The 15,727-nt window shown below is 52.7% G+C and carries 11 protein-coding genes; 3 read left to right on the top strand and 8 right to left on the bottom strand.

Annotated elements, in window-relative coordinates; all coding sequences use genetic code 11:
* Positions 1-20: 20 nt before the first annotated feature.
* The 4 genes from R6Y96_RS00330 to R6Y96_RS00315 form a co-directional block, all read right to left on the bottom strand.
* Positions 21-1,031: a hypothetical protein gene (locus R6Y96_RS00330; protein ID WP_318621461.1), complete on the bottom strand. Its 1,011-nt coding sequence runs from the start codon at positions 1,029-1,031 to the stop codon at positions 21-23.
* On the bottom strand, positions 1,015-1,842 hold the full coding sequence (locus R6Y96_RS00325) for a hypothetical protein (RefSeq protein WP_318621460.1): 828 nt from the start codon (positions 1,840-1,842) through the stop codon (positions 1,015-1,017). Before R6Y96_RS00325 ends, R6Y96_RS00330 begins: the two co-directional genes overlap by 17 nt.
* A 3-nt stretch (positions 1,843-1,845) precedes the next feature.
* The gene (locus R6Y96_RS00320) at positions 1,846-2,355 is read right to left on the bottom strand and encodes a hypothetical protein (RefSeq protein ID WP_318621459.1); all 510 of its coding nucleotides are present in this window, start codon (positions 2,353-2,355) and stop codon (positions 1,846-1,848) included.
* 65 nt (positions 2,356-2,420) lie between these two features.
* Entirely contained in the window at positions 2,421-4,109 is a 1,689-nt protein-coding gene (locus R6Y96_RS00315) for an IS1634 family transposase (RefSeq protein ID WP_318621458.1), read from the bottom strand.
* A 725-nt stretch (positions 4,110-4,834) separates the two neighbouring features.
* Between R6Y96_RS00315 and R6Y96_RS00310 the strand changes: the two genes are divergently transcribed.
* Together R6Y96_RS00310 and R6Y96_RS00305 are read left to right on the top strand one after the other, a co-directional pair.
* Positions 4,835-8,806: a PKD domain-containing protein gene (locus R6Y96_RS00310; protein ID WP_318621456.1), complete on the top strand. Its 3,972-nt coding sequence runs from the start codon at positions 4,835-4,837 to the stop codon at positions 8,804-8,806.
* Between the two features lies 1 nt (position 8,807).
* A complete protein-coding gene (locus tag R6Y96_RS00305; protein ID WP_318621455.1) occupies positions 8,808-9,293 on the top strand; it encodes a hypothetical protein in 486 nt (161 codons plus the stop codon).
* 168 nt (positions 9,294-9,461) lie between these two features.
* Here the strand turns inward: R6Y96_RS00305 and tnpC are convergent, their stop codons facing one another.
* The 4 genes from tnpC to R6Y96_RS00285 form a co-directional block, all read right to left on the bottom strand.
* The gene (tnpC, locus tag R6Y96_RS00300; RefSeq protein ID WP_318621454.1) at positions 9,462-10,799 is read right to left on the bottom strand and encodes an IS66 family transposase; all 1,338 of its coding nucleotides are present in this window, start codon (positions 10,797-10,799) and stop codon (positions 9,462-9,464) included.
* Between the two features lie 609 nt (positions 10,800-11,408).
* The gene (locus R6Y96_RS00295; RefSeq protein ID WP_318621453.1) at positions 11,409-13,058 is read right to left on the bottom strand and encodes an IS1634 family transposase; all 1,650 of its coding nucleotides are present in this window, start codon (positions 13,056-13,058) and stop codon (positions 11,409-11,411) included.
* Positions 13,059-13,127: 69 nt separating this feature from the next.
* Entirely contained in the window at positions 13,128-13,418 is a 291-nt protein-coding gene (locus R6Y96_RS00290) for a hypothetical protein (protein WP_318621452.1), read from the bottom strand.
* The gene (locus tag R6Y96_RS00285) at positions 13,384-14,412 is read right to left on the bottom strand and encodes a transposase (protein ID WP_318621451.1); all 1,029 of its coding nucleotides are present in this window, start codon (positions 14,410-14,412) and stop codon (positions 13,384-13,386) included. Before R6Y96_RS00285 ends, R6Y96_RS00290 begins: the two co-directional genes overlap by 35 nt.
* A 481-nt stretch (positions 14,413-14,893) precedes the next feature.
* On the opposite strand from R6Y96_RS00285, the gene R6Y96_RS00280 reads away from it, so the two are divergent.
* On the top strand, positions 14,894-15,277 hold the full coding sequence (locus R6Y96_RS00280) for a hypothetical protein (RefSeq protein WP_318621450.1): 384 nt from the start codon (positions 14,894-14,896) through the stop codon (positions 15,275-15,277).
* The last annotated feature ends 450 nt before the right edge of the window (positions 15,278-15,727 follow it).

Genomic DNA, 15,727 nt, shown 5'->3' with positions numbered 1-15,727 from the left:
GAGCGTGGAGCCAACCTGCTTTAGACCACGAGGTTCATGACGACGAGCTCCGAGCCGTCAACTCCGTGGGCCATGACCACGACGCCCACCGGCGTACCGTTGTTCAAGACCCCGGCCCCCGTCCAGGTGGCCTCCGACCCTTTAATGGCCTCAAGTCCTCCGGCCGGCTCGACCGTCGCGGCAAAACCGCTTGCGGTGCACGCGGAGGCGTTGGAGACGTCGACGCCGTTCATGAAGACCGAGAACGGCGCACCGGGGTCGAGCACGGAGGCGGGAGGCACTTCGCGGGCGGTGAGGACGAGGGTGTCGGGCGCGGTGCGTTCGACGGAGACCGCAGTTGTCATCAGCGCCGTTCCGGGGTTCACGTCGACCATCCCTGCACCGAGCATTGCATGAGCGGCGAGCGGGGGGAGAACCACGGCGACGAGGATGAGGGCGACCGTGGAGCAGAGGATGAGCCGGGATGCCGCGGCACCCTCGCTTGGCCCGGCGGCTCTCTCCCGGAAGAACGAGACGACGAATGCCCCGAGGGCGGCGAGGGCCGCCATAGCGAGGCCGATGGCGAGGAGGGGGAGAGCGTGGTTCGCGAGGGTGTCATGGGCCAGAGAGAGGACGTCGGAGAGCCCGGCGGCGTATCCGTGCCCGAAGGCCGCTGTTACCATTGAATACATCTCGAGGACGAGAAATGCCGTGAACCCGGCGATCCCGCCCGCTAGGACGGCCGAACCCCTCCTCGTCCCGCCCTCCCGCGAGAGGGCGGCCGGGAGCATCCCGGCGAGGAGGAGGGAGAGAATGCCGAGCACCAGGTTCTGGAACGTGCCGATGGCGTCGAAGAGTCCGTGGTTGTAGCAGGCGATACCACCCCAGCACCATGTATGGACATAGGTCAGGAGCACCAGCAGTCCGCCGCCGGCGAGGCCGGCGATGAGCGAGGCGGGGAGGAGGCGCTTGAGGTTCCGCAGGGTCGTTTGACGGTCGGGTGTCATGATTGCACCGGCTAAAAACGAGGGGAGGTTAGAGATACGGATCAACCTGTACAACCTTCCCGCTCATCGCATCAACGAGGACCGTTCCGCCCCGTATAGTGCTGTCACTTTCCTCTCCGTCGATGGTAACAACCCATGTAAGGCACTGTTCATTCTGATCCGTGTATATAACTGCTAACTGAGTGTCCACGTTTGACACTTCGATTTCTTTAAACTGGGTGATTGCCGTCTTGATCGCATCCTGTCTGGAGATCTCCGGATCAAGATCAACATCCAGTGTCCTTTCAATCCCGATGTATGAAATTACTTCTCCACTGTTTGGATTAATAGAGATCGAGACGTAATTTGGGGTCAAGGCGCCGTTTACAATCTCACACCAGACGAAAAGGTATTCTTTCCCTCCGTCTCCGTGATCCAGAAGATCTGATCTGATTAATTGCATGTTCTTCTGTGTAAATGGCCTATACTTTGATTTGGCGTAGTCCTCGGCAATTTTTTGGGCATTTTCTGCATTTAACTGCACTTCATTCGAGTTATCGAGTGATTTAAAGAACATTGCTCCTTCAATGGATCTCGATTGAGAATTTATATAATATATCTCATCGTCGGATCTGAACAGCATCATCTCACCGGAGGGAGTGGGCATCGTACCCTTGTATTCAATGCTGATGTCTTTACCCTCCATAAATGCCTGAATCTGGTGTTTTGCCTCTTCACAGTCAAGGATGTTGTTTTGATTGACAATTTGACTTTCAACGTTTTTCTCTCCCTGAGAGATTGCGCTGGCTCCAGATACCAATATGATGCCGATGCAGCACATCAAAGCGCAAGCAAGTAATATGTTGTGAGTTCTCATGCTTCAGACCCCCGCGACTGCCGGATCAATTTTCAAGTTCGAATTCCCATAAATGATGTACGACTCTACTCCCCCAGTCTGCCAGAGGTAGTAAATTCTTGTATACTGCAAAGCTTCTGCTGCTCCATCTCCAACTGTTTCTCCCTGATCAAGTTGACCCCAGAAATTATCCGACCAGTATCCCGCTTTATTGGATTCAATTTGATCGGTAAATCCAAGTGCACAATCTGTACCCCTCGACGTGGACTCTGTCAACAGATTCCCGAGGCCTCCAGAACTTGTTAAGCCAGTGTTGCAACCCACAAAAACGGCCAGAGCCAGATCATTTAACTGCCCTGATGTGAACTCTGAGATTGAATCATAACCAGAAACGGATGCGTAGAGATAGGTCGTACCGAAATCTATCATCCCTGGTCCTCCATGGCCGTTGAAGTAGAACACTTGGTCATCCGGCAGCCGGTTGAATGCATAATTTGCGTCGACTCCTATGAACGTACTTGCTGAATACCCCATGGATGTCTGCTCTTGCGCTGCTTGCTGAATGTAAGGGTACGTCCTAAACAGCGCACCTATGATCACTAGGTTTCTCGAACATTTGTTCCGAAGATGCCCCTCATCCCGATTCTCTCCAGAACTGCCTGCGTCTTCTTCTGAAGCCCCGTATACCAGATCTCCCGTTCAGTATCTTTCTGGAGGTCCACTCTATGGACCCGACCAAGTTTCTTCAGCAATTCCTCAGCACTTATCTCCTTCTTCCCTTCAGTCTCCAGCATCACCCGTAACGCCGTCTTCAACCGGAGCGCAAGCGTGCAGACAAAGATAACCCCAAGAACCCTGGACTCACGCCGGTGTCGTATCGGTGCAACCTCCTCAAACGTCTTGAGATCCCGAAACACCTTCTCGACGTAATCCTTCTCAAAGTAGATCCGAACAACATCGGTCGCAGAGAGAGATGGATCCGAGGCATACAGCAGATACTTGCCATCCATCCGTTCAGCCTCGACTCTGGCCACATCGTTCACTTCCCAGACAAGAGATACACCCTTCTCACCGTCATCCACAGAGATCCGGAAGAATTTCCGGTATGCTTTCGGCACGATCCGGTCAACCTTCTCGATGACAGTATCCCGGCCAAGTCTGCTACAGGTTTTCTGAAGTTCAGCCAGTTCCTGCTGGATCTTGAAGATCATACCGTTTCGGGCCTCCATCTCCCGAAACCGTCGTTCAGCATTCAGGTAGACCACAACCGACCCCTTCCTCCCGAACAGCGGGGTATCGACCTTCTGCGCGTAGATATGCATACACTGGGTCGGGACCAGATGATACGGGTCCACCGGAGGTTCTGTTACAGAGAGAAGATCTCGAACCTCCTTTGTTCGTTTAGCAACACCACAGATGAGTTTCCAGCCCTCATCCTCGACACACCCGATCTCGGCGTTACTGGTGTAGCCCCGGTCCCAGACGATCGTTCCCGGGGCAGTCATCAGGTCGTTCAACCGGATCATCAGATCCGGGACAGTGGTGATCGAGTGGAAACTCCCAGGATGAACAAAGTGTGAGATGGGGTAGGAATCAAAGAACGAAGTCATCACCGAGAGATTTAGCTGGTTTAGGTGTGTCTCATGGGTCTCACTTCCAGGCTCTATCAGAGGACACTCTGTGCCGTAAGTTGGAATTGGGGTGAGATCAAAGGCGATCGTTTCGGGGTTCTGGACAGGGAGAGGATGGAGTTGACGCCAGCGCTGGTATAGTTCCACCTCGATCGTCGGAATGTGGCTCTGGATCCGTCCTGTTTTACGGGATTGAGAACAGATGGCGTCAAGCGAACGAAGATAGGCGTCTTTTGTGAAGTCAGTTGGTTCCATTCCAAGGATGTCCGGGAGGGCGGTTGAGCGCACCCATGCATCCAGTTGGGTTGCACTCTCAGGGTCAAGAATACGGTTGATCGCCCAACTCAGCAGATACTTGCCGGGGGAAGGTCCTTCGATGTCCTCCAGACCCATGACGTAACGGTCAATTGTGTTGACGATGTTGAGCGACTCTGCAATCTGCCAGAGGAGCATGACATCTCCTGCTACCAGGCTCTGGAGGGGGTAGATGCGTTCGGGGTGCATCCGTTTGGTCTTGGGTTTTGGAACCTTCTCCTGGTCGCTCTCGACGCCGAGATACTGGATCATTTTCTGTTTTGGTCGACCGTCTTCCCATATGCTGGTAACCTCATAGAGGTAGACCTGGTTTCCACGCTTGATTCGCCGGATCCAACTCATGGTGATCAATTGGACACTAGGTGAAATAAAAGTGTCGGTTTGATTCTAAGCGGCAATCAGGAATAGGAAGCAAGAGGGACGAGATTGGAAAATGGCGGACGAGACCTAGTGATCAAAATAAGTCTGTTTAGGGTACGTGTAGATCCCTTCATCATTTACAGCGTAGTTACTCGCTCTATACGCTGATGCGGGCTCAAAAACTGGACTTAGTATCATTAGAGTACAGAATACTAACGTCCCCAACACCAGAGATCGATTATCAATTCTCCATTTTGCTTCCATATCAACTCACCTTTCAGTCGGGAAGTTGAGAGAGGCATGTCCAGACTTCAGAGTGAGAAGATACGGGCTGATGCCTCAGGACGACGGGGTTTCACCGTTCCTTTGGATGAGGAGTGAACTCTCCCGACGGTTTGGAATGCACTTTGATTATAGATATACTTTCTGATGTGGTCGGGCAAGTGTAGTATTCCGAAAGTTATTTAACCTATATCATATATTAAGTTTCATCGTGATAACCCGATTGCGGTTAACACAGTATGAGCAGCCCTGAACGTCCTCACCATGGAACCGAACAGGGCGATCAGAAATGAGCGGGGTTCACCTCAACCATCCACCGTTAGATGAACCCCACAATGGCCCGAAGGCAAAAGCATGTTAGTGCCCCTCCTACTTAAGGTTAGCTTCCGACTCTTTTCGCCTCCGGTCTGAAGTGGAGGTAGCGTATGAGCACATCTTGGACTGGAAGATTCTTCCCTCTCCTCATGGTAGTGTTGCTGGTTACGACAGCATTCTTCCCTGCCGTGAGTGCAAACGAAACGATAGAAAATGTGACCGATGCGAGTGTCCTTTCGCATACGTTTCCTGACGATATGGTAGGAGGAGAGAGTACCTCTGCCACCGTCACCATACTGGAGGTTGAACCGACAGAGAGTCCTGAGCAGACCCCCGCTCCTACGGAAACACCGGTCGCCGACCCGACGACGGTCGTGAATCACTCTGGATTGGTTCCTGAAGACGTCACGTTATCGGATGCCGAAGATCCTCCGACGGCTGATTTCATCGCGAACACGACCACTCTTGCCGTGGAGGAGGCCGTAGCCTTCACCGATACGTCTGCGAATTCCCCGACCTTCTGGTCGTGGGATTTCGGCGACGGCGGCACCTCGACTGAACAGAACCCGGTTCACGCGTATCAGACCGCCGGCACCTATACTGTGGCGCTCACGGCGACGAACACGTTCGGCAACGATACCGAGACCAAGACCGACTACATCACGGTGATTGATACCCCCGCGTTGCCAGTCGCGGATTTCACTGCAAACGTGACTGCCGGGCTGCCTCCTCTCGCGGTCCAGTTCACCGAGACCTCTCTGGTCACCGACCCGACGGCGTGGTACTGGGAGTTTGGAGATGGAAATTCCAGCGATCTCCGGAATCCTGTTCACACGTTCGAGTCCAACGGAATATATTCGGTCTGTCTCCAGGTAATGAACGCTTCGGGTTCCGGCTGGGAGAACAAGACCGATTATATCGCCGTTGAGGTGCCCCGGGAACCTCTCGACGCCAACTTCACCAGCAACGTCACATCCGGTTATTCGCCGCTTGCCGTTCAGTTCACCGACCTCTCCGCGGGGACTCCCATTACCTGGAATTGGAGTTTCGGCGACGGTACATGGTTCAATACGACAGACGAACTTGAGAGGAACACTTCGCACACCTATACCCAGCCGGGGTTGTACGACGTGCGGTTGCTCGTGACCGACGCTTCCGGTTCCGATTGGGAGAATAAATCGGGATACGTCTCGGTCTCCTCATCGGAACTTCTCACGATCACTTCGCCGCTGGACGACACCGTGGCGAACGGGAACATAACGGTGGCGGGTATGGTCGGCGATCCCACGGTGTCAAACGTCACTCTGAACCACAACGGCGTACCTTCGACGATTCCGGTGGAGAACGGGAATTTCTCGACGACGATGAACCTTTCTGCGGTCAACACCATCATCGTTACGACCGTCGACTCCGGAGGCAACCCGCAATCGATAACCCTCCTTCTCGACGGCGATATGCTGCCGGCCGCCTTTGAGCAGGCGATCGGATTTGATCCTCTTGACGCCGACTCCGACTGTTCGCAACAGCCCGGAGATCAGTCCGGGAACGGGATCATCGACGGGTACGAGGTCTTCGACGGCAGTCTGCCGGTCTTTGCGAAGTACCGGATCGGCGCCGATCCGTTCCTCGCCGACACCGACGGCGACGGCCTGACCGATGCATTCGAACTGCTCAACCTCGGGTTGCTGACCGATCCCACCCTGATTGATACCGATGGCGACGGTACCCCCGACCAGAACGAAGATCTTGACGATGATAGCCTCACCAACCTGCAGGAACAGACGTACGGGACAGATCCCCTCCTCTCCGACACCGATTCCGACACGCTCGACGACGGTGCCGAGATTGCGGCAGGAACGAGCCCGCTGCTTGCAGACACCGATTCCGACGGTTTAAAAGATGATTCCGAACTCCGCCTGGACACCAACCCGAACCTCGCCGATACCGACGGCGACGGCACCCCTGACGGCAACGAGACCTACACGACGGTTGCGGAAGATCCGATACTCGGCGTGACGGTCGAAGCCACCGGGACCGGGGATCTGGCGCGGTCTCTCCAGATCTGCAACGTCACGTCGCCGATCTACACCAGCACTCCGGCGCTTGTCGGCCATGTCGTGGACCTGAGTTTCACCGATCCACAGTTGAACGATACGGCAGCTCCGGCGCAGGTCACCCTGCCTTACGACCCCGCTCTGGTGAACGCCACGACCAATGTCTCGGTCTTCACCTTCAACGAAACGATCGGCACCTATGAGGCGGTGAACACAACTATTGATAACGTCACCTACACCGTATCGGCGAACGTTTCCGTCCCTGCCACCCTCGCGGTCTTTGACGCCGATGTCTGGGCGGGGATGTTCCTTGACCCACGGGAGCAGCAGCAGGCCCAGAGCATGATGCTCGGTGCGGAAGGCAACCTCACGGACCTCGATGGCATAATGACGACGCGGGGTCTGGAAGACGAGTCCTGGACCGTGCGCCTCACCACGTCCCAGCTCCGGTCTCTCAGCGTCCAGTGGTTCAACGGCGGGGCATCGTTCCCGGAGGGTGTCTACCAGATCGATTGCAGCGGCGCCTACAACAACGCGGTGCTGTCGCCATGGATCGACTGGCACATCGGGGCGAAATCCGCATGGGACGACTACGGCAACCTCGGGATGACCGTCCGCTACTCCGGCCCGGGCGGTACCTGCAATTCCCTGGTCAGCGACCTGGTGGTCTCCGCCCCGGTTCTCCAGATCACGCACGCGGGCGGCCAGATCGGGATGTGGAACCATGATTCGGGTATACTGAGCGACAACAACGGCGACGTGACCTACACCCTGCGGTTCTACCAGGATATCGACACCGACGGCGACGGCATCCCCGACTGGCTCGAAGTGGCCGGGTGGTGGGACGGGTTCGGGAACCGGCACTTCACCGACCCGAACAGCGCTGATTCCGATGGCGACGGCCTGACCGACGGCGAAGAGGCCGGCCAGATGGTCATGGTCGACGGGAAGATCTACTTCATCCTCGTGAGCGACCCGAACAGCGTCGACGGGGATCGAGATGGGATCAGCGACGCACTCGAACTGAACGAGTTCGGTACCGACCCGCTGGCGCGCGACTCGGACCACGACGGCCTGACCGACTCCTACGAACTGGACAACGGTACCAACCCCACCAACCCCGATTCCGACGGTGACGGCTGTATCGACGGCAAAGACGGGGAACCCCTCGATGGCAGCACGCACGAGTACAGCGCCGGGCATGCGGCGGCCGAGCTGGTCCTCGGGTTCACCCTGGGCGCCTACGCCGAGGAGAACCACGACAACATCTACTACCTGATCGGGTCGTCGCTGAGCGGGATCGTCCTCGTCGGCGATATCCGGGACGCCGGGGTGTACATCTCCCAGGGGGACAAGCAGATGGCGCTCGTCTGCCTCGTCGGGCTGGTTCCCACGGGCGGCGACGGTGCCCGGTACATCTCGAAGATCGGGAAAGAGATGGCCGAATATTCGGCGGAAAATGCTGCAAAAGTGTCCGCGAAGATCGAGTTCCGGCGCACGGCCGTCGAGGCTATCCATAAGAGCGGTGCGAGCGAGGCGGAGAAGGTTGCCCTGCTCGACGAAGCGTTCCTGGGGTTGGGGACGAGGACGGTCAGGGCCGCGGATGGTGTTACTGCCGATGACGTGCTCGATCTCGTTGGTGACGAGGCAAAGAAACTCACGCCAACCGAGATGCTGCGGGTGACCAAACGAGGGGACGGAACTGCTGTCTGGCTGGAGGAAGGTACACTTGACTCGGCTGGTGGTGAAGTTCTGGGGACCGTATATGACAATGGTGGATCCGGATGGATTCATATCCAGAATAACCACATCTATTACCATGGTACCAACGATTTCAAGAAAGTGTTTGGCCCAGATTATGAAGATGAAAGCGCAATAAAGAACCTGATCCTAGATGGGGCGAGATATGGACAAAAGATCAATGACAATGGAGTTTATCACTACGTGGAACCAACTTCTGGTAAAACGCTACGCCTCATTATTGGAAGTAATGGGTATATTGTGACCGCGTATCCCTTATTGGTGTAATATGAAGGGCGATTTGAGAGAAAAACTCATTTTTTCAGTTCAGATAAAGGGTACTGAACCTAGTGCTGTGTATATGGGGAGAGTCTATACTCAGTTGGTGCTCATTGAGTTCGCCAATGGTATCCAGGAATATGTCTCGGATGATTTTATGCTCTGTACGCCGGATATGGTTGAGGAGACAAAAGAAATCATCTTGGCTATGTTAGTATTATCTCTGGAAAAAACCGAAACCACAACTATGGGCATAGATACGCCGTTAGATCCTCAAAGAAGTTCTGCTGGACCTAAATGGGATCTCAATGGTCGCATAGAAGAGATCATCATCCCGGACGACCCCGAGAAAGCCGAGCGATGGCGCGACGCTGTTGTCGATTTTGGGCTTGGAAAAATCCTAATTGATATCGATAGTGAATATTTTCCCCTCAAGCTTAAAGCAGGAGATTACATCCATGTGTACGGCCGCATAGATCTCCGGGGAATTGAGTAGACTTTACCCCGGTACTTTTTTGTTGTACGATTTTTCGTAACAGGTCAGGTATACCTGTAAGCCGCAGTTGGCATGAAGGGTTCTCCCTCGAATGCCTTCCTGATGGCCGTGATTACCGACCCTCCATTCTTCCTCACCGTTGAGATGTACCCCCAAACCCTGCAGAAGTTAGATGCCCCCTCCACACAACTGAGACGTCCCTGAGATCTTCTGCTGAACCTTCACCATCCTGATATCGCGCTCTGCAAGGTTGTTCGTAAACGGCACCCTGAAATCGGTCATGAACCGGAGAATCTCTACACGATATTTCTGACACCGGTCAATGAGGTTTTCTGCAGGGGTTTGTCTCTTCCGACTGCGTCTCCCTCCTTGAACCGGCAGAGGAGAGGAGGGGTTCTCTGCATTCCCGTTCTCGAGGATCAGATCAAATCGTCTTTGAAACTCCTCGATCTCAATCGGTGTGAGAGAACCCGCTGATTCCGGGGCTCCATCAACAGCGGCGTAGATCTCAAGAAGGAGATCATGCATCTCATCAGACCAACGCTGGCCGGTATCCTCCGATATACCTTTGAGATCGCGGAGGATATGGGCATTACAGACCGCATGCTCGCATGCATACCCGAAGTATGGCGACCAGCAGTCATGGACCATGATCCCTTTGAACGAGGGAAGTACACCGATCGCATCCATCGCCGCCGATCCTCTTTTCGGATGATGACCATACAGCGTGAGGAGATCCGTACTGGCTGTATGCAGCCATTCTCGTTTGCCGTTCACCCGGAATCCGGTTTCATCAGCATGCAGAACAGGTGCTCCCTGCAGAAGGTGTTTCACCTCTTCTTCAAAACCGTCAAGGTTTGCTGCACAGGCTGAAACGGACTGCATCAGGGTTGCCTTGACCGGGGAACACCCAAAGATGTCCGTGAAGATCTCCGCTGAACGTTCATACGGAAGCAACTGGTAGATGCAGAAGTAAACCATCAACGCCCGGGTATTGTAGCCGTATTGGAGGTAAGCCGGAACCTCCTCCGGGAATGACCCTTCATGTATCCGACCACAGTGTGGGCAGACGACCGTTTCAGCGTGATGTTCGGTAACAACTACCTGGAGGGGGGAAATGTCATGAACCTGTCTCTTCTGAACAGAGGATGCCGGGACGAGAGCAAGGGATGCACCACATTCTTCACAGACATCTGCGCGGTGTGTCTGGATGATGTCTGGAGCCTCACACCATTCAATCGTCCGACCTTCATGTCCTTTCTGACCCCCCGGACGTTTCCCGGTCTTTTTACGCTCTTTCTGAGGCCGTTTGAAGCCATCGGTGGATGGGGGACGACTGCTGTTTTGACTGTTCATGTTGAGACGTCGTTCGAGTTCAGCGATCCGGGCCTGCTGAAGTGAGCAGAGTTCTTGAAGTTGCTTGACTTCTTCTTCCAGACGCTGGATGATCGTGACGATCGCTTCAGGGTCGTTCTGTATCAGTGCAAGAATATCGTCACGTTCCATGATGACATGTCCCGAATATCTATTTATCTCTCATTATATAAAGATCTAACGGTTGTATGGGCGTATTTTCAGAAAAGGGGGATTGTGATATGATGGGTAAGAGCAAGGGACCGATGAAGGGGGTCCTGACCTGTTACCCAACAAGTTACTCCCGAGAAGGCGATTCATGTATTTGTCGGTAGCAATAATTTCATTGTGACCGCACATCCAATGAAAATTGCAGAGGTCCCCATTCCACTATAAGCATTAGACAGTCGGTGAAGACCATGGATAACGTATCGGTCAAAGGAAAGGTAATTAAAATCGAGCCAGGAGCACAGCATGAGGGCAGAACCTACACTCAATATGTTTTTCTTGAGTTATCACCAGGAAAAATCATTTCGCAATCCGCACCCTCTGAACCGAAAGAGTTGAATTAGGACTCCTTAAAGACAAAAAGTAGTCAATTAGTCCGACATTCGATCCCTTCCCATCTCTCTCCCGGCAAGATAAACACTCACTCTCACCGTCCTGATGACGTCTCCCTCCTTTCAACCCTTCAGAACATCCATGCCGTCAGCTATCCAAGTGTGCCTCACCGGGAGCGATTAGGATGTACTCAGGAAGTAATCAGGATACTCCCTCCTCTGAACCCATGCCGATCAGATAGAGCAGAACCGACAGACGATACCTGTTTTGTTCAGTAACACCGGTGATCTGGCGGTTTTCATCTTCAGTGAGAATATCGAATGAGCCAAGTGACTGTATCAGAAATGCCGCGGTTGGAGATTTCAGGGGTTTATTATCGATGTAGATCCTGGGTGGTTCCGGCAGGTTCCTGATATTCATCCGTGCAATCATCTGCAGAATCCCCATCACAAGATACGAAACATACAGTATCGTCATCATGGCATCGATCCGCTTTGGATTATTCAGATAGATCCGGTCTGCCATAACCGACCATTTCATTGTTCGGAAAATATTCTCGACAATGTGCTGTTGTTTGTAATGCCGGAGCACGGCTCTGTCATCCATATCCGACTCGGCATGGTTTGTCAGGAGAGCGAATGTCTCTTTCTTATCCCTGAACCTTTTCACCCGTTCCTCGTGCACACGGATCTCCTTCACCCGGACATGGTAGACCGACCACTCTTCAAGAGGTTTCGTCTCCTCTCCCCTCCGCCCCCGTGGCCATCGTTGTTTTAGTTCGGATTCAATCTCGATCACCGGTTGGACAAGCAGTTTCCGGGACTGTTCGTTCAGTTCTTCAATTGCCCTCAGTGCATCAGGTTCACAGGCAAATGGTTTTTTGAATTTCTTATCCTTGATCAGTGTCTCCAAATCAGTTGTATCCGTCTTGATCTGGCTCTTCACCCGCTCATCTGCTGCCGATGTTTCATAGACGACAAGTGTATAGGGCAATCCATAGATATCAACCTCAAATCGCTGTGAACGGTAGATTGCCCGTTTGTCGGGCGTCTCTTCCTCGGTGCAACATTGACCAAGGTCAACCCATTGATTCCGCTCACGAGCGATCGATCTGTATTTATCGGCAATTTTTCCGGCGAAATTCGCTGGAATATGCGATATAAATCGCACTTTTGAACCCTGCCGATTTAAAACCTCCAGGTTAGGGCGATTAAGAAGTTTGGAGTCAGCAATATAGGTATGGTTTCTGAACTCTTCCCCGAAGATCTCCTGAAGAACGGTGAGCGCTTCCATATTCCAGACGGAATCTGCATGATTCCCATCCATGGTTCTGCAATACCGGATCAGTCCATTGCCATCTGAGACAACCCCTGTCTGAAAGATCCTGCGATCTCTTCGACCGGTTTTGTTGAGACCAAAACAGACAGTTGGACCATGAGCATCTGGTGTGTCATCGAGCTCATACTCGCCACAGACCTCATGTGAGGTTACGTCACTATGGAGCATGAGTGATTGTGGGATGTCGTAGGTGGCATAGGCCCGGAGAGAGAGCTGTTGAAAGAAGTTGGCGGGACAGGCATCTGCGAACTTGTCAAGGAACCTTCCGAGACAATCGTCAGTGAACGATGTGGCAGGTATGGCTGAACCAAAGATCAGTTCTGTATCGATATTTTCGAGTTGCTGGCTCACATGAACCAGTGCAACCCGCTGCTTTGTGGAGAGAAAAGGCAGCAGAACAAGGGCGAGTGCTCTGTTTCCCGGGCTGATCGAACACTGATTTGGATCCCAGGATACCGTTTCGTTTACCAGTTCAACAAACCCGATTTTGTCGAGTATTGACCGAACAATCAATGCAATGAGAGGTGTTATCTGTGTTTGAGAGGGTGATTCCGGTATACAATCTATTAGATCCCAATCTCCTCATATATTAGGGAATATATTCAGTTCAAGCCTCTCTGCGATCTTCCGTACCTGCTTTGGCACCTCGGTGATCGCTCTCTCCTCCCCGCTCCTCACTGCATACACCTTTGAAAGTTTCAGGAGGAGACCATGCGGTGAGAGATGAGCGGTCATTCCCGCTTTCTTGATCCTATTCAGGATCTTGCAGTAGAGGTAGAGACACAGGAACCCCACAAAGACGTGGCCAAAGACCGCCGTTGCATCGCGGAGGTATAGTTTATCCGCCTGGATTAAACTCTTGAACACAAGCATTATGTTCTTCCACCAGGCTTCTGGACTTGTAGAGGTCGTAGACCTCCCGGGGTTCTGCCGCGAGGGAGGAGACGATCAGGATCCGGCCGGCGCGCTTCAGTCGCTTATTCAGCGTCTCTCGGTCGATCACCCCCTCTTCCAGCAACCGGTAGAGCGTCTTCTCCTCCTCCGCCACCAGATCGACATCCTCATAGAGGTAGAGCGTCACCCCGTCCACCTCACGTTTCCCCGCATGGATCAGCCGTTTGTGGTAGAAGAAGTGGTCGGTGAGGTGGATCCGGGTCTCATACCGGGTGCTGTTGCGGCGCTGGGGGAGGACGAACTGGAGTCCTGACTCTCGCAGCAGGTTCTCGTTTGCCTCCGAGACGAAACCCCTATCGAGAACGAGGGTCGCGTCAGGGGCATCGATCTCGGCGAGGGACCGGACAAGCGTGGCGACATCCAGGACCGAGCCTGGCAGGCCCCGGATCATCACAGGAAGTCCTGTATCGGTCGCGCTGAAGAGCGCGATGTTGACCTGCGGGAGCCAGATATCATCGGCGTTGTAGCCGAACTCGGCCAGGTTCACGGTATCGGAGCAGGAGAAGACAAATGAGAGGTCATAGACGAGGTGCTGTGCACGTGAGGAGAGATGCTGGAAGACCATCTGTTGAGCGGTGCGGTCACCGCCGACCGCTGTTAGTACCCGGGAGAGCGTTCTTGGGTCACAGTCAGGTTTGATATCAAGGATGTTGTCGAGTTTCTCCCAGGCATCCGCAACCCGCGAGAGCGGTGTGTAACCGGTGACCCGGGTGAATGTCAGTACAACGAGTTCCTGCCAGTAGTCCGGGAAAGCGTCCTGGAGAACCGGTAACAGGTCAGTGAACTCCTCTGTCATGAGGGCGGCGTTCCCATACTCCCTGACCGTCCTGAAAGAATGGAGGTGACGGCTACCACGCGATCCTTTCGGGATGAGACCAGCTTCTTTTGTGAGACGGCCAAGATACGTGCTCACCTTCTTCGGCGATTTGGTGGTCTTGTCGTAGACACTCGTTGAGCGGTAGACGTAGGGTTTGTTCTGGATGTATTTGATCTATTTGATCTCCAGGCACTTCTCACCCTTCCGGCGCTGCTCTTCCAGCCAGGCACGAACCCAGTCTTCCATATGATATAATATTAGGGATTATAGGTATATAGATCTTGCGATTTGAGAGACGGGATTGGAAAAATGAGGATGATTTGGAGAGTATAATCCCTAAATCATGCGGTGTTTGGGTTAGATTTCTGATCTCCTTGATCGGATCGGTGACACTCATTTTGGTTTTCGGATAGAGGTGATCCATTTTTGTCTGGCCATTCTTCCTCTGTTTCGGCATGAAGGATATAGAATGAATATATATTTATAATTAATCTTTAAATTGAATAATAGTTGTACTAGTTGGTACATTGTTAAATGAAAATATAATTAAATGTGAATTGGGAGAAGGGTGCGGATTGTGAAAATCATTGATATTTTTGATTTGAATATGTTACTCCATCCCGGATGGGTTGGAAAAGATGTATCTTTAACTCTGTTGATGTTTCTTTCAAAGGTTGAAAGCATTACAGATGAGATTTATGATATATCTCCAAATCCGAACCCAGAAGAACATCGTATTCCAACAAGTGGAGGCCATTGTTTTTCGGGTAGAATCAATGCTATCGACGACAACCATAAAGAATTGGTCGTCGACATCGGAATAGGTAATATAATGGTTGATCCTCTCTTGAAATGGCCATTTTCAATAGGGGAATTCGTACGTATTTGTCCATCGAGAGTGGATCTAAGGGATGTGGTTGGTTACGATAGAGACCATAAGAACTGTGAACAAGTCGCATGAGAATATGTGAAAACCAATATTCCGAGGAATTATCGAACCGCTTACTTCTGGGTACATATTACTTGGGAATGAGAACGAGTTTGTCCCAAAACGCGGTTGCCGGGAGGGGAACACTCGTTCGCGCCTCCGGTGCTCACACACCGGTTCTTACGAGCATATCAGAGGAGATCATTTCCCTGATTTAGAGGCAGCAAACCAATTCGCTGATGTCTTCGGTGAGGAATATCGCGATGAGAATTAGATAAGAGAACTCATCATGGAAGGGGCGAAATATGGGCAGAAGGTTAGTGACACTGGAACTTATCACTATGTAGAACCCAATTATGGGAAAACACTGCAACTGATTATTGGAAGTAATGGCTATCTTGTGACCGCATATCCTTTCGGGTGAAGTAGCATGGGGGAGGACTTGAAAGAAAAACTCAAATTATATGTCCGCATACTCGCAAT

Origin of the sequence: Methanoculleus receptaculi (assembly GCF_033472595.1) — an archaeon.
GTDB classification, from domain to species: Archaea; Halobacteriota; Methanomicrobia; order Methanomicrobiales; family Methanoculleaceae; genus Methanoculleus; species Methanoculleus receptaculi.
This window is presented reverse-complemented; position numbering and strand designations above follow the sequence as displayed.